Here is an 18,628-nt window from a genome sequence, read left to right on the forward strand (position 1 = left end):
CGACTCTAACAACACCGAAGTCGAATGAAAATGACTGTGACCGAATATGTCGCTCTCGGCCTGAGCGTGAGGTTTTACTGGTTACGCCGTGACGGCTTTCACCTGGGTGAATGGCGCAAACTGAGCCTGAATTTCGGGCGTGACAAGTGCGCGCACCTTCGTGCCTGACTCGGCGTACTCGGTGGAGAGCACCTTGCCCTGCTCGTGCAGGACGGCGATCAGGTCACCACGCTCGTACGGGATGAGCAGCTCAAGTTCGATGCCAGGTGTCGGCAGCAGCGCAGCGATGGTCTCCAGCAGCTCCTCAACGCCCTCTCCAGAGCGCGCGGAGACGAAGAGGGCCTTCGGTTGCAACCCTCGCAGAACCAGACGGTCATCGTCGCTGATCAGGTCGCTCTTGTTGAACACAACGATCTCGGGAATATCCCTGGCACCGACTTCACCGATGACGTCGCGCACCGTGGAGAGCTGGCTCGCCGGGTCGGGGTGCGAACCGTCGACGACGTGCACGATGACGTCGGCATCCGCTACTTCTTCAAGTGTTGAGCGGAATGCCTCAACCAACTGGTGCGGCAGGTTGCGCACGAAACCGACGGTGTCGGTAAAGGTGTAGAGACGGCCGTCTGCGGTCGTGGACTTGCGCACAGTGGCATCCAGGGTCGCGAAGAGGGAGTTCTCGACAAGCAGGCCGGCCTTGGTGATGCGATTGAGCAGGCTCGACTTGCCGGCGTTCGTGTAGCCGGCGATGGCGACGGATGGCACGGCGTTGCGCTTGCGGTTGGCTCGCTTCGCTTCACGTGCCGGCTTCATCTCGACCATCTGCTTACGCAGCTTCGACATGCGGGTGTGGATGCGACGGCGATCCAGTTCAATCTTGGTTTCACCAGGACCACGGGAACCCATTCCGGCCCCTGTGCCACCGACCTGGCCGCCGGCCTGGCGGGACATCGAGTCACCCCAACCACGCAAACGCGGCAGCAGGTATTCAAGCTGGGCGAGTTCGACCTGCGCCTTACCCTCACGGCTCTTGGCGTGCTGGCTGAAGATGTCGAGGATGACGGCCGTGCGGTCGATGACCTTGACCTTGACCATGTCTTCGAGTGCACGACGCTGGCTGGGAGCGAGTTCAGTGTCGGCGATCACCGTGTCTGCACCGAGGGCTTGCACGAGTCCGGCCAGTTCCTCGACCTTGCCCTTACCGAGGTAGGTGCTGGGGTCGGGAGTCGCACGGCGCTGCAGCAGACCGTCGAGAACCGTGGCGCCCGCAGTTTCGGCCAGGGCGGCGAGCTCGCGCATTGAGTTTTCGGCATCGGCCGTGGTGCCGTGCGTGTAGAGGCCGATCAGGATCACGTTCTCCAGCCGCAGCTGGCGGTACTCGACCTCTGTGACGTCTTCGAGTTCGGTGGAGAGGCCACCGACGCGGCGCAACGCGTTTCGATCGGCGCGCTCCGTCTGCTCACCGTCGCGTTCGGCGTCGGCGTGCACGTTGGTGTCGGTCTGCAGGGCCTGTGCGGATCCGCCGAAAACTGCGTATCCGGAGGCGCGGCTATCGGCGTTGGCCAGCACGCGAGCGACTACATCGTCTTCGTGTGGCGTCTGTGGTTCAGTCATTGCTTTAACCCTAGTTCCTCTAACTCCGGTAAGTTCCCTCTATGGCACCCGAGCACTATTTCTCTTCGGCGCCCGACAGCGAACTCAAACTGCGACAGATTTCGGTGCAGCTGGCCGGCCAAAAACACACTGTAACGACCGCGAATGCGGTCTTCAGTCCCGAACATATCGACACCGGAACACAGGTGTTGCTGAACAATACCCCGCCCCCACCACCTGGTGGTGATTTTCTGGACCTGGGCTGCGGCTGGGGACCCATCAGCTTGCACTTGGCTCTGCTGTCGCCGCACGCGACGATCTGGGCCGTCGACGTCAACGAGCGTGCGCTCGATCTCGTACGTCGGAACGCCGAGAGTCTTGGCCTCTCCAACATCAACGCGGTACTCGCCAAAGATGTTCCCGACGACATCAGCTTCCGCACGATCTGGTCGAATCCCCCGATCAGGGTCGGCAAAGAAGTTCTGCACGACTTGATGACAACGTGGTTGCCACGCCTTCAGCCCGACTCGGATGCCTGGCTCGTTGTGCAGCGCAACCTCGGCTCTGATTCGTTGCAGCGCTGGTTGGATGGCGCACTGTCTGCTGATTTCAGCACCAGCAGGGAAAGCACGAACAAGGGCTTCCGCATCCTGCGCGTCCATCGCCGAGGCCTGCCGGACGAGCCCGACTTCGAATAACACTCACCGCGCGGTCGGGCCTCGGCTCGGCCGCGCATTTATCTGTGCACCCGGGAGTGCGCGCTCATTCGTGAGTGCGCCTGCGTTTCTTAGCCGAGGTTGAGTACGCCGTCGAAGACGAGTTCGGCCGGACCGGACAGCGAGACGTGCTCGCCATCTTCGGTCGGGAACATCCGTACGCCGAGTACGCCGCCCGGTACCTGGACGCGCCACTGGTGCGGTGCTGACGCGCCTGCCCAGTGCCGCGTGGCCAATGCCGCAGCGACGGCTCCTGTGCCGCAGGAAAGCGTCTCACCGCTGCCTCGCTCGTGCACGCGCATCCGGATGTGGCCGACGCCGTCGACCACCAGCGGGTCGCCTGGCACCACGAACTCGACGTTCGCGCCTGCCGGAAGCTCCGGGTCAAGCTGAGGGATGAATGTCAGGTCGAGCGAGTCGAGTTCGTCATCGTCTGCGAGGGCAACGACGACGTGCGGGTTGCCGACGTTGATGCCGAGTCCCGGACGGGCGACGGGCAGGTTCTTGCCGCGCACCAGAGGCTCGCCGCCGTCAAAGCTCCAGCGGCCGAGGTCGGCCTGGAAGCCGGTGCGGTTGATCTGTACGTCTCGGACGCCTGCCCGCGTACCAATGGCGATGGTGTCGCCAGGCAGCAGCTCGACCAGGCCGTTGTCGATGAGAAAGCGGGTGAAGACACGGATGCCGTTGCCGCACATCTCAGAGAGGGTGCCGTCGGCGTTCCAGTAGTCCATGAACCACTCCGCGGCGTCGTCTTCGGCGAGGGAGGCAGCGCCGGCCTGCAGCTTCGCTGATTTGACGGCGCGGATGACGCCATCGGCTCCGACGCCGAACCTGCGGTCGCACACCGCGCGAATCTGGTCGGGGGTGAGCGTGACTTCACCATCGGGGTCCGAGAAGAGAACGAAGTCGTTGCCGGTGCCCTGGCCCTTGGTGAAGTGCAGCTCAATACCCATCAGACCAGTGTAGTTTGCACCGCATCCATCGCTAGATCCACCCGATCGGTTGCCTGATAGTCGATCCAGGTGGTGTGTGCGTAGCGCTTGAACCAACTCACTTGACGCCGGGCGAAGCGCCGCGTCAGCTGCTGGGTCTGTTCGATGGCATCCGCTTCGCTGAGCTCGCCCCGCACCTGACCGAGCGCCTGGGCGTAGCCGATGGCACGGCTGGCCGTCACGCCGTGCTCGATTCCGTGTGGGATCAGTGAACGCACTTCGTCGACCAGGCCGGCAGCCCACATGGCGTCAACGCGTGCGTCGAGGCGAGCGGTGAGTTCTTCACGAGGTGCGCGGAGCGCGAGCAGCGTCGTTGGCATCCAATAGATCGGTTCGTCTGGCAGCGCAGCCGCGTGTGGCTGTCCGGTCATCGTGACGACCTCCAGGGCGCGCACCAGACGGCGTCCGTTACTCGCGCCGATCCGCTCTGCGGCGACAGGGTCTACAGCCTTGAGCCGGGCGTAGATGGCGCCTGGTCCGTGTTCGGTGAGGTCTTCCTCGAGTTCGGCTCGCAGTTTTGGTTCTGTACCCGGAAACTGGAAGTCGAAGACGACGGATGAGATGTAGAGGCCAGAACCGCCGACCAGGATCGGTACTGCCGCGCGTTCTACGATGCTTTCAATCGCTGCCCTGGCAGCCCGCTGAAAGTTGGCGACCGTCGCCTCCGCTGTGACCTCCAGCACGTCGAGCATGTGATGAGGGATCCCTCGGCGTTCATTGACCGGCAGCTTGGCCGTGCCGATATCCATGCCGCGGTAGAGCTGCATCGCATCGGCATTCACGATCTCGGCGGTCAGGCCAGCGCTGGCGAGTCGTTCGGCGACATCGAGTGACAACTCAGACTTTCCGGTGCCGGTCGAGCCGACGATGGTGATCAGCCCTGGGTGATTCACGGGATCAGCGCTGTCCGTCTGACGGGTCGTAGATCGGGATGGTTGTCGATCCCGCGCTCAGCCGCAACGACGGCAGACCGAGCGAAACCGGGCCTGCGCCGCCTGATGTGCTGCCGGCCGGTGCCGGTACACCGCAGGAATCAGCCTGGTCACGGTCCCACGCATCGCCGGCAATGGTGCGACGGATACGTAAGGGCGTTCCGTCGGACGAATCGGCGATCAGGTGGAACGGAGCGGCCTGCGTGACCGTCACCGAGACGATGTCACCTGGACGAGGCGTTTCGGAGCCGGCCGGCACGTCGAAGTGCACCAGACGGCTGTCGGCGGCGCGGCCGCTCATCCTGTGCGTGTCTGAGTCTTTGCGTCCTTCGCCGTTGGCAACGAGGAGTTCGACCTCACGGCCGATAACTGCTTGATTCTCTTCCCAGGAGATGCGCTCCTGCAGGGCCATCAGGCGCTCGTAGCGTTCCTGCACGACGGCCTTGGGAACCTGGTCGGGCAGCGTCGCAGCCGGTGTCCCTGGCCTGATCGAGTACTGGAAGGTGAACGCTGTCGCGAAGCGGGCTTCTTCGACAACCCGCAGTGTCTCCTGGAAGTCTTCTTCGGTCTCACCGGGGAACCCGACGATGATGTCGGTGCTGATCGCGGCGTGCGGCATTTGTGCTCGAACGCGCTCGAGGATGCCAAGGAACTTGGCCGAGCGGTACGAGCGACGCATCGCCTTGAGAATCCGGTCTGACCCTGACTGCAGTGGCATGTGCAGCTGCGGCATCACGGCGGGCGTCTCTGCCATGGCGTCTATGACATCGTCGGTGAACGCTGCCGGATGCGGGCTGGTGAAGCGGATGCGCTCAAGCCCCTCGATCTTGCCCGCTGCGCGCAGCAGCTTGCCGAAGGCCAGGCGGTCACCGAACTCGACGCCGTATGAGTTGACGTTCTGACCGAGCAGCGTGACCTCGATAGCGCCGTCGTCGACGAGCGCCTGGATTTCGGCGAGGACCTCGCCTGGACGACGGTCTTTCTCTTTGCCTCGGAGTGCTGGAACGATGCAGAACGTGCAGGTGTTATTGCAGCCGACCGAAATCGATACCCAGCCGCTGTAGCTGGAGTCTCTCTTGGTCGGAAGTGTTGACGGGAATGTCTCGAGGGACTCGAGGATCTCGAGCTGGGCTTCACCGTTGTGGCGGGCGCGCTCGAGCAGGCTCGGCAGGGATCCCATGTTGTGGGTGCCGAACACCACGTCGACCCACGGGGCCTTCGAGAGGATGGTGTTCTTGTCTTTTTGGGCCAGGCATCCGCCGACGGCGATCTGCATGCCTTCGTGCCGGCGCTTGACCGACGCGAGGTGGCCGAGGTTGCCGTACAACTTGTTGTCAGCGTTCTCGCGGACGGCGCAGGTGTTGATCACGACGATGTCGGCTTCTTCGCCGTTGGCCGATACGTACCCTGCCGCTTCGAGTGATCCGCTCAATCGCTCAGAGTCGTGCACGTTCATCTGGCAGCCGAAGGTACGTACTTCATACGTTCGCGCACGACCCTCAGAATCGACGGCCGCATCAGAGCGCTCAATCACTGTCGGTGCTTCCAGGATGTCGTGGCTCATGCTGATCAAACTGCTCATAATCCGTCTAGCTTACGTTCTGCCCGCCCCCAGTTCCGGCCAGAGTCAGGCGAAGCCGTCGGCGACCGGTCATCGCCTCGCGAAACGACTACTGAGAGGGCTATTGAAAGGGCTACTGAAACCTGACGGTAGAGGGTCGTCCGGAGCCCAGCCGAGTGGCCAGAGCCGACTTGACGGCAGCCCGAACGGCTGCCGATGAATAGCCCTTACGCAACAGGAATCCGGTCAGTCGGCGGTCGGCCGTCTGGTCGTCGACGCGCGACAGCTGGCGCACCCTCGTCAGGGCCAATTCAGTTGCGCGCTCGATCTCTTCGTCTGGTAGCTCGTCGAGCTTCTCGAGGATGACGAACTGGTCGAGTTTGCGGCGGCGCATCTCGGCTTCGACACCGCTGCGTCCCAGGCCCTTGCGGGAGTGGTGGGTGTGGATGATCTGGTCGGCCAGTTTGTTGTCATCGAGATAGTTGAGGTCGGCGAACCGAGTAAGAATATCGTCGATATCTTCTTCTGACACATCGGTTGCGGCGAGGACGGCAGTGGCTTCGACGACTGACAGTGAGCGACTTCGAAGTCTGGCCAGCAAAAGGGACTCGGCATGCTCGCGTTCGGCTACCGGGTCGAACTCAACCTCTTCGTCTTCTTCGTCGTCGTCAGAGCCCTCTTCGTCGTCGCCGTCGTAATCAGCGAATTCCGGCTCGGTATCTGCATCGACAGCCCAGTTGTCACTGGTAGCCACCTCTGGCACGACCGACGGAAACACATCGCGTCTATCAGCGAGACGAGCGACTGTGCGCGCGGTAGCGCTCGTGGCACGATGATTCGTTACCGCGGTCGCATCAGCTGGGTCGGGTGCGGACGCGCCATCAGAGTCGACGGGCGCCGCCCCGAATGCTCCGGGGAGGTAGGCCACAGGAGCGAGCTTCTCGCCGCGTGCCGATTCTTGATCGTTGGGCTCGAAATGAACCATCCTGTGACCTGCCGTCCTCGTTGGTGGATCTAGCGTTATTCGTCAAACGACCACTCAGGCCGATCGGCGGCTACGCGCTGGCTACGCGCTCTTGCGAGCCGGGGTCTTGACCGCGACCACAGGCTCACCCTTTTCGGCTGCGGCTGCAGCTGCTGCGGCTGCCGCAGCAGCAGCGTCGGTTGCAGCCTTTGCAGCTGCACCCTCTGCGCCGATCCCCAGCTTGTTCAGGATCTTGGTCTCGATCTCATTGGCGATGTCGGGGTTCTTGAGCAGGAAGTTACGCGAGTTCTCTTTACCCTGACCCAGCTGGTCACCGTCGTAGGTGTACCAGGCACCGGACTTCTTGACGATGCCATGGTCGACACCGAAGTCGATGAGGCTACCCTCGCGGGAGATTCCGATGCCATAGATGATGTCGAATTCGGCCTGCTTGAACGGCGGGGCCATCTTGTTCTTGACGACCTTGACCCTGGTGCGGTTACCGACAGCCTCTGTGCCATCTTTCAGGGTCTCGATACGGCGGATGTCGAGACGGACCGACGCGTAGAACTTGAGCGCCTTACCACCGGCAGTGGTCTCGGGGCTTCCGAAGAAGACACCGATCTTCTCGCGCAGCTGGTTGATGAAGATCATGGTGGTGTTGGTCTGGCTGAGCCCACCGGTGAGCTTACGGAGTGCCTGCGACATGAGTCGCGCCTGCAGGCCGACGTGGGTGTCACCCATCTCGCCTTCGATTTCGGCACGCGGCACGAGGGCAGCGACGGAGTCGATGACGATGAGGTCGATTGAGCCGCTTCGCACGAGCATGTCGGCGATTTCGAGTGCCTGCTCACCGGTGTCTGGCTGCGAAACGAGTAGAGCATCGATGTCGACGCCCAGCTTCTTGGCGTACTCCGGGTCGAGAGCGTGCTCAGCGTCGATGAAGGCGGCGATGCCGCCGTTGCGCTGTGCGTTTGCGATGGCGTGCAGGGTGAGTGTCGTCTTACCCGACGACTCAGGGCCGTAGATCTCGACGATGCGGCCGCGTGGCAGCCCTCCGACACCCAACGCGACGTCCAGTGCGATCGAACCGGTGGAGATGACCTCGACAGGGGCGCGCTCGTCGCTTCCTAAACGCATGACCGAGCCCTTACCGAACTGCTTGTCGATCTGGGCTAGAGCTGTCTCGAGTGATCTTTCGCGATCGGCTGCTGATGGCATTTCGGTCTCCTTCGGTCGTGCATTTCGGCGCCTATAGGCTGTCGGTGCACCCACCGGGAAACCCCCGATACGTGCGTTCGACAAGGCATTGAGCTGTCTGTTGTCGACGATTCAGACTGTACGCCGACCCTCCGACACTGCCCGGAGAATGCAACAACAGCGGAGAGACCGTCTTCGACTTCTGCTGTTGAGGAGTCTATCAAGATACGAACACGTATTCGATGCGCACGAACAAATCGAACACAGCGTGTCGTACATGCGAAACATACGAACGAAGCGGGTGCCGCATCAGACGGAGGCCACAACGCTCTCTTTCAGAAGAGAATCTCGTTGAGCTGCCAGAAGAGAACCTGAGGGCGCCTCTGGGTGCGGAGTTGCTATTTGGGCGGCCGGGGAAGGCCGGCTCCATAGCGGCGTGATTCAGGCACATCCGTTTCTGCGCAAAGCGCGAGCCAGACATCGCGAGCCGGAACGCCCGCAGCGATCGCCTGTTCGGCGGTATGCCCCAACGAGGGAAGCACGAGATCGCGTGTCAGCACGCGCCCGTAGCCGTCGCCAAACTCATCTTTTATTGCTTGGCGGAACTCACTCAGACGCATGCATCAACGCTAACCGACCAACGACCAGTGGCCGAACTACCGCACCATCATGCCGGCGTCGAAATCGACGACGAACTCTTCTGGAACGGTGTCGGGGAATCGATCGATTCCTTCGATCACGGCAAGGCGGTCGCCCACCTCACGCATGATGACTGATATCGGGGTGTCAAGCGCATCTGCCACTGAAGCAAGGATCTCCGAGGAGGCTTCCTTCTGACCGCGCTCCACTTCGCTCAGGTATCCGAGGGCCACGCTGGCCTTACTCGCTACCTGGCGCAATGTGCGGCCCTTTTGCAGGCGGAAGTCCCTGAGCACATCGCCGATTTCCTGACGAACAAGAATCATCGGAACCTCCCTCTCATGCCTGTCAACTGCTGATAATCACAGGATCACTCCCCTGTGCGGGATGGCCTACTTTACTACAACCACCACACACGATGAGACTACCGACGATGACTGGACTTTGCTTGTGAATGTTCTGTCTCTAACCGGGACGTAACACCCGCTATTCCGAGAGATGCTCCGCTATCAGCTCGTTCACAGCTTCAACGGCCCTGATGACCGTCTGTCGACGAATCGATTCGCGATCACCCACAAGCTGCAGGTCGAGCGCCACCGAGTGCATGCCGATCGACACACCGACAAACACCGTGCCGGGCGACTGGCCATCCTGGGAATCGGGGCCGGCGACGCCCGTCGTCGAGATTCCGACATCAGCTCGCCGCCCGTCGACCGGGAGGCAGCTGCGTACGCCGCTGGCCATCGCTATCGCAACGTGCGGATGGACTGCACCGTGAGCAGCGAGCAGTGCGGCATCGACGCCGAGCAGCGTGTGCTTGAGCTCGGTGTTATACGCGACGATCCCACCATTGACCACGAGCGAAGCACCAGGAATACGGATGAACTCGGCGGTCAACAGGCCGCCGGTCAGCGACTCAGCCACCGCCAGCGTCATGTGGCGCGCAGTGAGCTGGGCAATGACTGCCGCGGTGACGTCAGCCGAGTTGCCCTGCTTTCCAGGCACCTCAACCTCCGAGTCTGACACCCGATCGGCCAGCGACTCAGGCATCGCTCTTCCTTGAACGGTTCTCCCGCCATGCTGCGCGGAGGTAGTCGAAGCCTGTCCAGACGGTCACGATCAGGGCCAGCGCCATAACGATCGCGTTTAACCAGTGCACCCAGTCGCCGAAGAGCAGCCAGAGCGGAACGAGGTAGAGCGAGATGGCGACCGACTGCAGAATCGTCTTGAGCTTGCCGCCACGGGATGCCGGGATGACGTGATCGCTGAGCATGGCGAAGCGGAAGATGGTGATACCGATCTCACGCACCAGGATGACGATGGTCACCCACCACCACAGTTCGCCGAGGATCGACAGGGCGACAAGTGCGCCACCAGTGAGGATTTTGTCGGCGATGGGATCAAGCAGCTTGCCCAGGTCAGTGACCATGTTGTAACGCCTGGCGATCGCGCCATCGACTCCGTCGGTGGCGATCGCAACGATGAACAGCGCAGCGGCCCACCAACGCAGGGCGCCGTCTGCGCCATCGTCTGCCAGCAGCATCCAGATGAAGAGCGGGGCAAGCAAGATCCGCACCACAGTGATGATGTTCGGAAGATTCCAGTTGCTCGACCGTGCAGGAGGTCCGGTAGGACCGTCATTCGTCGACATTGGTTCAGTCCCTGTCAGTCAGTTGCCAGGCATCTTCATCTGAGTCGCCTTCTATTTCAGGATAGCTCTCCGTCATCTTCGCAACGGGATCGTCAGCGTAACGCGGGTCGGCCGGCTCTGGATGGTGCACGGGCGGAGCAGCCGCTACCTGAGCGGCGTGCTCGGCGTCAGAACCGCGTAACTTTGCGAGCACCGCTGGAAGCTGCTCGGCGGTGACCAGAAGGTCTCTGGCCTTCGAACCCTCAGACGGGCCGACGATCTCTCGCGATTCGAGGAGGTCCATCAGGCGCCCTGCCTTGGCGAAGCCAACGCGGAGCTTGCGCTGCAGCATCGAGGTTGAACCGAACTGCGTCGAGACGACGAGTTCGGCAGCAGCGAGCAGCAGCTCGAGGTCGTCGCCGATGTCGGAGTCGATCGCCTTGCGCGGGGCCTCCATCGCGACATCGGGCCGGTAGTCGGGCCTGGCCTGCCTGGTGACGTGCTTGACGACCTTTTCAATCTCGGCCTCGTTGACCCAGGCGCCCTGCACACGCACGGCCTTGGACGCACCCATTGGCAGGAACAGTGCATCGCCCTGTCCGATGAGTTTGTCGGCACCCGGCTGGTCGAGGATGACCCGTGAGTCGGTGACACTGGTCACTGCGAACGCCATGCGTGACGGCACGTTTGCCTTGATCAAACCGGTGACCACGTCGACGCTGGGGCGCTGGGTGGCCAACACGAGGTGGATACCGGAGGCGCGGGCCAGCTGGGTGATACGCACGATCGAGTCTTCGACGTCGCGCGGGGCAACCATCATCAGGTCGGCGAGCTCATCGACGACCACCAGCAGGTAGGGGTACGGCTTGAGCTTGCGCTCACTGCCCGGAGGCAGCACGATCTCGTTGTTCGTGACGGCCTTGTTGAAGTCGTCGATGTGACGGAAACCGAAGCTCGCCAGGTCGTCGTACCGCATGTCCATCTCTTTCACTACCCACTGCAGCGCTTCAGCAGCCTTCTTCGGGTTCGTGATGATGGGCGTGATGAGGTGCGGAACACCGGCATATGGCGCGAGCTCAACCCGCTTGGGGTCGATGAGGACCATACGGACTTCGCTCGGCTTGGCACGCATGAGGAGGCTCGTGATCATCGAGTTCACGAACACCGATTTGCCGGACCCCGTCGAACCGGCGACCAGCAGGTGAGGCATCTTGGCGAGGTTGGCGACCACATAGCCACCGCCGACATCTTTGCCCACGCCGATCGTCATCGGATGGGAACTGCTGGTGGCAGCGTTTGAGCGCAGCACATCTCCGAGCGTGACGATCTCGCGGTCGGTGTTGGGGATCTCGATGCCGATGGCGCTCTTGCCCGGGATCGGCGACAGGATGCGCACCTCGTTCGAGGCGACGGCGTACGACAGGTTCTTGCTGAGCGCGGTGACCCGCTCAACCTTGACCCCTGGACCAAGCTCGATCTCGTACTGGGTGACTGTCGGTCCGCGTGAGAATCCGGTGACCTTGGCGTCAACGCCGAACTGGCTGAGCACCTCGGTGATCGACTTCACGATGTCATCGTTCGCTGAGGAACGGGCCTTGGCCGGTGGACCGGCAACGAGAGTGGATGCCGCAGGGAGCACGTATGGAACGTTCGGCTGAGCCTCAGCGGAAGCACCCGGGGCTGACGCGGCGGCAGCGTCGAGTTCGTCGAAGCCAGGAAGCACCTCGGTCAGGCCAGACACGTCGTCTGACTGCAGACCCGTCGATGCACTGTGGACGTCGGTATCGCCCGTGAACTCGGTGATAGCCGCCTCTGCACGCTGCAGGTCTTCTAAGACCTCTGTTCCGTAGTGATCCGGAGGCGGTGTCGGGTTAGGCGCTGGGGCAGGGGCTGCGCTTGCACGTGCACCCACGCCGGTGCCCAGCGGAGTGTCGAATGCACCATGAGCGGCGTCCTTGCCCATGCCACCGAGCAGCTCAGTCATCGGGTCGACACCATGGGCATCTGAGTCATGGGAATCCACGCTCATCGCACTACCGAAGTCTGGGTCTTCTTCGCGCTTGCTGTTATTGCGGCGCCACCATGGCAGCGCCCCGGCATCTTCGCCATCGGCATCTGAGTCGAGGCCGTCGAGTTCGACCTGCTTGGTCTTCTCAACCTTGGCCATCTTTGCGGCCTCGCGCTCCTCGGCATCTGGCAACTGCGTGCCGAACAGCCAGGCATAGAGCTCACGCAAGCGCTCCCCCACCTTGTTCGGCGGGGTCTTGGTGATGATGAACAGACTGAGTATCAGCAGCAGGATGACGATGATCGATGCGCCGATCGACGTCGTGAGAAAAATGAGTGGAGTCGCGATCATCCAGCCGATGACGCCGCCGGCCAGCGCAAGCACTTCCATGCCCTTCTCAGGGTTTGGCTGGCCACCGAAGATATGGCAGAGCCCTGACACCGTGACGAGAAGCAGCGACAGGCCGATTCCGATTCGGCCGTTGTCGTGGACTGAACTCGGATTCCTGAACAACCACACGGCGAACAACAGCATGATGACGGGCAAGGCGAAAGCAACCCGGCCGAATAGCCCGCCGAAGGTCCAGGCATCGAATGTCTGAGCAACAGGCTCGTTGATCAGGAACCATTCGACTACTGCGCCTGCAACAGCCAGAAGAACCAGGAAGAATGGCAGGCCATCTCTGCGCTCTTCTTTGGAGAGCTGTTCGGGGCCGAGAGCGCGCGCCGCACCGCCGGCCACATGGGCAAGGCCCATCCAGACTCGTACCAGGATGTTGGGCTGCGGTTCCATGGCAGGGAACTTCACCGTTTTCTGGGCCGCCGTTTTCTGAGCCGCAGTCTTCTGGGCAGCTGTTCGGGCTGCGGGCTTCTTCGCGGCGGTGCCACGAGCGGGCGCGCCTGAAGCACGACCGGTTGACTGAGAGCGCGTAGCCATAATTCAACGCTACCGCCGTACACCGACGTTGCCCATGAGCCCACGCCCAGTTTGCCGAGCTCAGCCCGCTTTCTGCTTCTTGGCAGGCACCGGCCGCTTGGGTTTGCCGGATGGGATGCCACGAGAAAAGAGGAGTGAGGCAAGCGCAATGACCGTCAGGGCAAAGAAAGACAGGCGCAGCGATGAGACCTGCGACTCGCTGTAAAGCTGGGTGAGTGTCGTCCCGTCGCTGGCCGACAGGCCGGCTTGCTCGACGATCTGGTCGACGCTGGAGACGGGAACGATTCCGATTCCAGACGAGCTCTGCTCGTTGACCATCGACTTCGCGTCAGAGGGCAAGGAGCTGGCATTGACCGCGCTCACGAATGAGGTGCCGAGCGACGCGATGAGCACCGAACCGATCACTGCGGTACCGAGCGAAGAGCCGAGATTCTGGAACACGCCTTGCAATCCGCCGACCTCGCTGGTTTCCGCCGCCGACACGCTTGACATGTTCACATTGCCGAGCTGGGACGCCAGCAACCCGAGCGCGGCACCGGCGAAGAACAATCCGGTTCCGAACAGCCACCCACGAAGGTCCAGTGAGACCGAGCCCATGAGAAGCAACGAGGAAGCGATGAGGATGAATTGCCCGAGCAGCACGATGGCCTTGGGCGACCAGAACGCAGACAGCCGCGTTCCGACGATGGAGAAGAGGATCAGGGAAACAGACAACGGGACGATCCTGACGCCCGTTTCCAGGGCATCGAGGCCGAGCGTCATCTGCAGATAGATCGGGATCATGAAGAATATGCCGCCCGTGATCGCGTACTGCGCCCCCAGCACGCTCAAGCCGCTGCGCAGCTGCCGGATCCCGAACATCGACACATGCACGAGCGGATTTCGCGACCGGGAAACGAGTTGCTCCTGGCGCACGAAGAACCACCACAGCAGCACACACCCGATGAGAACCAGGTATGCCGTCGGCGAGATACCAAGCGGCGCGATGGTGACGCCGTTGATGACGGGAGGATGCAATGGGCGCACCCAGCCCCAGGTCTTGCTCTGCAGCATCCCGAAGACGATGAGAACGAGCCCGATGGCCGACAGCAGCACGCTCAGCACGTCGATGCTGATGCGCTGCGGCGTGCTGGTGTCTGCCACCTTCCGCACCACCAACAGGACCACGAACATGATCACGACCTCGCTGGCGAACACGTAGCGCCAGCTGAGATAGGTGGTGAAGAACCCACCGATCAGCGGCCCGGCAGCGACAGCCGCGCCAGAGATCGCGCCGATGATGGCGTACGCGCTGATGCGGTCCTTACCCTCGTAGTTGCTGGCCACGAGTGCAGCGATCGCGGGGATGACCAAGACAGCGCCCAGGCCTTCGATCACTGACCAGCCGATGAACAGCGTGGCGAAGTTCGGACTGAGCGCCGTGGTGAGCGAGCCGAGCGCGTAGACGATGGCGCCGATCACGAAAGCCCGGCGCCTCCCCCACACGTCTCCGAGCTTCGCGCCGAGCAGCATCACCGCTGCCATGGTCAGGGTGTAGAACGTGATCGCACTCTGCATGGCGGACACCGTGGTGTCGAGATCTTTGACGACCGTGGAAATTGACACGTTCATCACAGTGCTGTCAAGCACCATTACGAACTGGGCCGCGCCCAGAATGCTTACTGCTGTCCACTTTTTCACGCTGGCCCCCGCACTGTTGGCACGTCGTCTGAGGTGAACGTACCAGCTTGCGCGCGCATGCAGTGAGAAAAACTCATGGCAACTGTGCCCGGCACCTCACCGCCGACTAACGCAGTGTTCGCACCATAGTGTCGCGGGTGCCCGTCGAGGCGATCCGGAAAAAACCGGCAGAGCGATAGAGATTAACGGCGTAATTGTCGCGCTCCACGCTCAGGCTTATGCGAGCGTGCCCCGCTGTTCGCGCCTGGGTGACGACGGCATCCAGCAGCGCCCGTCCAACACCCTGCGCCCGCCAAAGTGGGCTCACCCCCAGAATCAGCTCGGGCACCCCTGGTCCGAGGAATCCATGACCGGGGTCGTTCGCGGCGAAGAGGCGATACCAGCAGGCCCCGACGGGTGAGCCCTCGTCGCCTTCGGCAACACAACCGCCATCGCCCGGCTTCTGCCAGCCGGAGACGTAGTGCGAAAAGTCCCTGTCGGCGAGCACTGCCATGCGCGGGCGCGACTGCAGCCAGTTCCAGTTGACAGCCTCGACCATCATGTCGGTGAGCAGTCTGGCATCACTCGGCACAGCTTCACGAACCCGAAAGCCTTCCATAAAGTGACAATACTTCACAGTTGTTTCGTGCTGGTTTCTGGACTTCTCCGTTGCGAGAACGTCAGGTTACGAGTTTTCAGTAGCGGATGGCGTCGATCACCTTGACCCGCACGGCAACGAGCGCGGGCAGGAGACCGGCGAGAGCGCCGACGACAGTTGATGCCACGAGGCCCAGGATGGCGGCCTCGACGGGGAACGGCGGGAAGTCAGTCACCATCCCCTGACCTATCAGGCCCTCGACCCATGGGTTCTTGACGATTAGCACAGCCGCAATTACTCCGAACAGCCCGGCGACAACCGTCGCCGCCACGCTTTCCATCATGACTGAGAAGAAGACTCGACCCGCAGTTGCACCGAAACTGCGACGGATTCCGATCTCACGAATGCGCTGTTTGAGCGTGACCATGGCGATGTTGACCAGGCCAAGCGCGCCGAGCAGTAGAACAAGCCCGGCAACTCCGCCGACCATGATTTTCATTGGAAGGAACGGATCGCCGATTCCCCACGAACCGTAGTCATTGCGATTGACATTCACGTTAGCGTCTTTTCCGAGTGCGCCCTGTACGTCACGCTGCAATGCTTTGGTCATCTCGTCAGCGACTTCCGGTGGCACCCATACCTCGTACATCGGGGGCTGCGCGCCGAAACTGTAGCCGAAGCTTCCGCCACCGAAGCCAGTGGCCATCCCACCGCTGGTACCCGATGATGACGCCTGCGCCGCGGGAGGAAGAGCCTGCAGCGCGTCAACGAGCATGTAGAACCGCGGCTGGTTTTCCCATTCCGATGTCGAGACGACGCCGATGACGACGGCGGTCGTGTTCTGCTGGCCGGTCAGGACTGTGGTCGGCTGGGTGGCGAGATCAGGCCTGCCCAACCGGTCGTAGTACACGGAGTTCACGACGACAGCCGGCGCAAGCCGCTCGCGGTCAGCTGAGCTGAACCAGTTGCCATCCGTCAGACGTATCCGATGCATGGCGGCATACGCTTCATCGACGCCCGTCGTCGGCACGTTCATCGCGCCATCCGCAAATTGGACGAGCTGGCTGCTGTTGATGACCCGACTCGAGAAGCTGATGTCGTAGCGTTCGATCGCCGTCGCCCAAGCCGCGTTCATGACCTCTCCAGACGGCGCACTACCGTCACCCATCGAGGCATTCAGCTGCAGGTTGGCAGGACGGCCACTCTGGCTCTCGTACTGTTCAATCATCGATTGGTTGGCGACCCCACCGAGTCCGACGACAGTGGTGATTGCACAGACAGCGACGGCCACACCGATCAGCGACATCATGACGCGCGTCTTGTGGATGCGCACTTCTTGCCATGCCTCGACGAACGCGCCAACAGCCCCGCTCAGGAAGCGCGTCATGCGGGCACCGCCTCAACCGCAACACCCGACGGGGTGAGCAAGCCATGATCGAGCCTGAAATGTGTCGAGGCAAGCTCGGCAATTGCCGGATCGTGAGTGATGGTGACGAGTGCAGCTCCCGATGCTGTTGCCACCTCATCAAGAAGTTGCATGACGCTCGCCCCGGTTTCGAGGTCGAGGGCACCAGTGGGTTCGTCGGCAAGGATCAGCCGGGGCCCACGCACGAGAGAACGGGCGATAGCGACACGTTGCTGTTCACCGCCCGAGAGCTTGTCTGGCATGGCAGTGGCCCGACTGGCGAGCCCCACCCGCTCGAGCATCTCCATTGCGATCTTGCTGCGCTGCCAGAACTGACGGCCGTCAGCGTAGAGCAACGGGGTCATCACGTTCTCGAGCGCAGTGCGCCCTTGGAGCAGGTTGAACTGCTGGAAGATGAAGCCGATATCGCGCCCCCTGGCTCGGTCACGCGCGTTGGCCGAAAGCGACTGCACGGGCTTGTCGTCGAAGAACATCTCCCCTGTGGTCGGGGTGTCGAGCAGTCCGAGCATGTTAAGCAGTGTCGACTTGCCCGAACCGGAGCGACCAACGATTGAAATGCGATCCCCAACCGATACGACAAGATTCACTCCGCTCAGAATCGTGAGGGGCGGTGCATCAATCAGGTTGACAGTGCGGGTGACCTCTTCAAGTCTGAGCAGGGTCACGAGCCGATTCCCATGTCGGCACACTCCATGCTGCCGTCAGCATTCGTGATGCAGCCGTTCTCATCTGGAGCGACGACGCCGGGAACGAACTGGTTGATCATGTCGCCCTCGACCAGGCCCTCGATGACCTCAACGAGCGTGCCATCGGTCATCCCGAGGGTGACAGGGCGCTCTTCAGTCGTTCCGTCTGCGAGCACAGCCCAGACGATGCCGGTCTTCGCCGTTCCCTTGACCGATGTCGTCGGCACAACGAGGACGTTTTCTGCTTTGCCGCCTGCGATGGTGATCTGAGCAGCAAGTCCGGAGAAGACAGTGACATCAGCGGGGATGGCGCAGCGCACCGTGGTTCCTCCACCTGTCGAGCCGGTCCCGGTCTCGCCCGGTGTGGTGCCAGTGTCAGCGCCGGCCAGTGGTGTTGAAATCACGAGGCCGGTGCAGGTGAACGGTGCTGGTCCGTTGGTGATGGCTATCGATGCCTCGGTCGGCTGGTTGAGCAGCCGGTACTGCTGCTCGGGACTGAGCGATCCGCTCACCGAGAAAGTCGGAGGAGCGATCTGGCCGCCGGCATCTCCGACGGCAACTGACTGGCCGGGAAGGACGGTGAACGAGCTCAGCACGCCACTGATCGGGGCCGTGACCTTCGCGAAGGTGACGGCGGGACGCGGCTGTGTAACGGTGACGTTGCCCGCGGCATCCGTTGACTCGACAGGCTCACGGATTGTTTCGACCTTGATGTCGTAGAGGGTGTCGCCAGCGGCAACGTTCTGGCCGGCCGAGGCGAAGACCTCGTCGACGGTGCCCTGCCCGGTAGCGCGCACCGGCACAGCAGCGTCTGCCTGCACAGTCGCGGGAAGCGTGACGTCGTTTGTGATGGTGCCGATCTCGACAGGGATCTGTGGTTGCACGATTTGTCCCGTCGGCTGCGCAGGATCGTTGGCCTCTGCGCTATCGGGGAAGAAAGCGATTTTCACCAGCGCGATGGCGATCGCCACAATGACGACCAATCTGATGATGGGAAAGACCCATTTGCGTGCAACGTTCACCGGTACCCCGTCCGATCGACAACAATGTTCCGATACTAGGGGGGCACAGAGATCGAAAACTGGTTCTGA

The 18,628-nt window shown here is 62.1% G+C and carries 17 protein-coding genes; 1 reads left to right on the top strand and 16 read right to left on the bottom strand.

Going from position 1 to position 18,628, the window contains the following annotated elements; translation table 11 throughout:
- Positions 1-81: 81 nt before the first annotated feature.
- Positions 82-1,611, bottom strand: coding sequence for a GTPase HflX (gene hflX / locus ACMT3I_RS12730; protein WP_414804879.1), 1,530 nt, complete (start codon positions 1,609-1,611; stop codon positions 82-84).
- Positions 1,612-1,652: 41 nt separating this feature from the next.
- Between hflX and ACMT3I_RS12735 the strand changes: the two genes are divergently transcribed.
- Positions 1,653-2,288: a class I SAM-dependent methyltransferase gene (locus ACMT3I_RS12735; RefSeq protein ID WP_414804880.1), complete on the top strand. Its 636-nt coding sequence runs from the start codon at positions 1,653-1,655 to the stop codon at positions 2,286-2,288.
- Between the two features lie 89 nt (positions 2,289-2,377).
- Here the strand turns inward: ACMT3I_RS12735 and dapF are convergent, their stop codons facing one another.
- The 15 genes from dapF to ACMT3I_RS12810 form a co-directional block, all read right to left on the bottom strand.
- Positions 2,378-3,259: a diaminopimelate epimerase gene (dapF, locus tag ACMT3I_RS12740; protein WP_414804881.1), complete on the bottom strand. Its 882-nt coding sequence runs from the start codon at positions 3,257-3,259 to the stop codon at positions 2,378-2,380.
- The gene (miaA, locus tag ACMT3I_RS12745; RefSeq protein ID WP_414804882.1) at positions 3,259-4,191 is read right to left on the bottom strand and encodes a tRNA (adenosine(37)-N6)-dimethylallyltransferase MiaA; all 933 of its coding nucleotides are present in this window, start codon (positions 4,189-4,191) and stop codon (positions 3,259-3,261) included. Before miaA ends, dapF begins: the two co-directional genes overlap by 1 nt.
- Positions 4,192-4,195: 4 nt before the next feature.
- A complete protein-coding gene (gene miaB / locus ACMT3I_RS12750; RefSeq protein ID WP_414804883.1) occupies positions 4,196-5,812 on the bottom strand; it encodes a tRNA (N6-isopentenyl adenosine(37)-C2)-methylthiotransferase MiaB in 1,617 nt (538 codons plus the stop codon).
- Between the two features lie 112 nt (positions 5,813-5,924).
- Entirely contained in the window at positions 5,925-6,776 is an 852-nt protein-coding gene (locus ACMT3I_RS12755; protein WP_414804884.1) for a regulatory protein RecX, read from the bottom strand.
- A gap of 81 nt (positions 6,777-6,857) precedes the next feature.
- Positions 6,858-7,976, bottom strand: a complete 1,119-nt coding sequence (recA, locus tag ACMT3I_RS12760; RefSeq protein WP_414804885.1) for a recombinase RecA — start codon at positions 7,974-7,976, stop codon at positions 6,858-6,860.
- Between the two features lie 377 nt (positions 7,977-8,353).
- Positions 8,354-8,575 carry a DUF3046 domain-containing protein gene (locus ACMT3I_RS12765; RefSeq protein WP_414804886.1) on the bottom strand — a complete coding sequence of 74 codons (222 nt, stop codon included), beginning with the start codon at positions 8,573-8,575 and terminating at the stop codon, positions 8,354-8,356.
- Positions 8,576-8,611: 36 nt separating this feature from the next.
- Positions 8,612-8,920: a helix-turn-helix domain-containing protein gene (locus ACMT3I_RS12770; protein WP_414804887.1), complete on the bottom strand. Its 309-nt coding sequence runs from the start codon at positions 8,918-8,920 to the stop codon at positions 8,612-8,614.
- A 160-nt stretch (positions 8,921-9,080) separates the two neighbouring features.
- Positions 9,081-9,644 carry a CinA family protein gene (locus ACMT3I_RS12775; RefSeq protein WP_414804888.1) on the bottom strand — a complete coding sequence of 188 codons (564 nt, stop codon included), beginning with the start codon at positions 9,642-9,644 and terminating at the stop codon, positions 9,081-9,083.
- Positions 9,637-10,245 carry a CDP-diacylglycerol--glycerol-3-phosphate 3-phosphatidyltransferase gene (gene pgsA, locus ACMT3I_RS12780; RefSeq protein WP_414804889.1) on the bottom strand — a complete coding sequence of 203 codons (609 nt, stop codon included), beginning with the start codon at positions 10,243-10,245 and terminating at the stop codon, positions 9,637-9,639. Before pgsA ends, ACMT3I_RS12775 begins: the two co-directional genes overlap by 8 nt.
- A gap of 4 nt (positions 10,246-10,249) precedes the next feature.
- Entirely contained in the window at positions 10,250-13,168 is a 2,919-nt protein-coding gene (locus ACMT3I_RS12785) for a DNA translocase FtsK 4TM domain-containing protein (protein ID WP_414804890.1), read from the bottom strand.
- Positions 13,169-13,228: 60 nt separating this feature from the next.
- Positions 13,229-14,779 (bottom strand): MFS transporter, encoded by a 1,551-nt coding sequence (locus ACMT3I_RS12790; protein ID WP_414805033.1) that lies wholly within the window; start codon positions 14,777-14,779, stop codon positions 13,229-13,231.
- Positions 14,780-14,954: 175 nt separating this feature from the next.
- Positions 14,955-15,446, bottom strand: a complete 492-nt coding sequence (locus ACMT3I_RS12795) for an N-acetyltransferase family protein (RefSeq protein WP_414804891.1) — start codon at positions 15,444-15,446, stop codon at positions 14,955-14,957.
- 76 nt (positions 15,447-15,522) lie between these two features.
- A complete protein-coding gene (locus ACMT3I_RS12800) occupies positions 15,523-16,812 on the bottom strand; it encodes an ABC transporter permease (RefSeq protein WP_414804892.1) in 1,290 nt (429 codons plus the stop codon).
- Positions 16,809-17,516: an ABC transporter ATP-binding protein gene (locus ACMT3I_RS12805; RefSeq protein ID WP_414804893.1), complete on the bottom strand. Its 708-nt coding sequence runs from the start codon at positions 17,514-17,516 to the stop codon at positions 16,809-16,811. The genes ACMT3I_RS12800 and ACMT3I_RS12805 overlap by 4 nt, the downstream gene beginning before the upstream one ends.
- Positions 17,513-18,559, bottom strand: coding sequence for an efflux RND transporter periplasmic adaptor subunit (locus ACMT3I_RS12810; protein WP_414804894.1), 1,047 nt, complete (start codon positions 18,557-18,559; stop codon positions 17,513-17,515). The genes ACMT3I_RS12805 and ACMT3I_RS12810 overlap by 4 nt, the downstream gene beginning before the upstream one ends.
- Positions 18,560-18,628 lie beyond the last annotated feature (69 nt).

Source organism: Leifsonia sp. A12D58 (assembly GCF_047530025.1).
In the GTDB taxonomy this organism is placed as follows: Bacteria; Actinomycetota; Actinomycetes; order Actinomycetales; family Microbacteriaceae; genus Cryobacterium.

Coding starts and splice junctions, on each gene's coding strand:
- ACMT3I_RS12800 (WP_414804892.1), bottom strand. CDS start 16,812: ATGACGCGCTTCCTGAGCGGGGCTGTTGGCGCGTTCGTCGAGGCATGG.
- ACMT3I_RS12785 (WP_414804890.1), bottom strand. CDS start 13,168: ATGGCTACGCGCTCTCAGTCAACCGGTCGTGCTTCAGGCGCGCCCGCT.
- hflX (WP_414804879.1), bottom strand. CDS start 1,611: ATGACTGAACCACAGACGCCACACGAAGACGATGTAGTCGCTCGCGTG.
- ACMT3I_RS12775 (WP_414804888.1), bottom strand. CDS start 9,644: ATGCCTGAGTCGCTGGCCGATCGGGTGTCAGACTCGGAGGTTGAGGTG.
- miaB (WP_414804883.1), bottom strand. CDS start 5,812: ATGAGCAGTTTGATCAGCATGAGCCACGACATCCTGGAAGCACCGACA.
- pgsA (WP_414804889.1), bottom strand. CDS start 10,245: ATGTCGACGAATGACGGTCCTACCGGACCTCCTGCACGGTCGAGCAAC.
- dapF (WP_414804881.1), bottom strand. CDS start 3,259: ATGGGTATTGAGCTGCACTTCACCAAGGGCCAGGGCACCGGCAACGAC.
- ACMT3I_RS12770 (WP_414804887.1), bottom strand. CDS start 8,920: ATGATTCTTGTTCGTCAGGAAATCGGCGATGTGCTCAGGGACTTCCGC.
- ACMT3I_RS12795 (WP_414804891.1), bottom strand. CDS start 15,446: ATGGAAGGCTTTCGGGTTCGTGAAGCTGTGCCGAGTGATGCCAGACTG.
- recA (WP_414804885.1), bottom strand. CDS start 7,976: ATGCCATCAGCAGCCGATCGCGAAAGATCACTCGAGACAGCTCTAGCC.
- ACMT3I_RS12765 (WP_414804886.1), bottom strand. CDS start 8,575: ATGCGTCTGAGTGAGTTCCGCCAAGCAATAAAAGATGAGTTTGGCGAC.
- ACMT3I_RS12755 (WP_414804884.1), bottom strand. CDS start 6,776: ATGGTTCATTTCGAGCCCAACGATCAAGAATCGGCACGCGGCGAGAAG.
- ACMT3I_RS12790 (WP_414805033.1), bottom strand. CDS start 14,779: ATGAACGTGTCAATTTCCACGGTCGTCAAAGATCTCGACACCACGGTG.
- ACMT3I_RS12735 (WP_414804880.1), top strand. CDS start 1,653: ATGGCACCCGAGCACTATTTCTCTTCGGCGCCCGACAGCGAACTCAAA.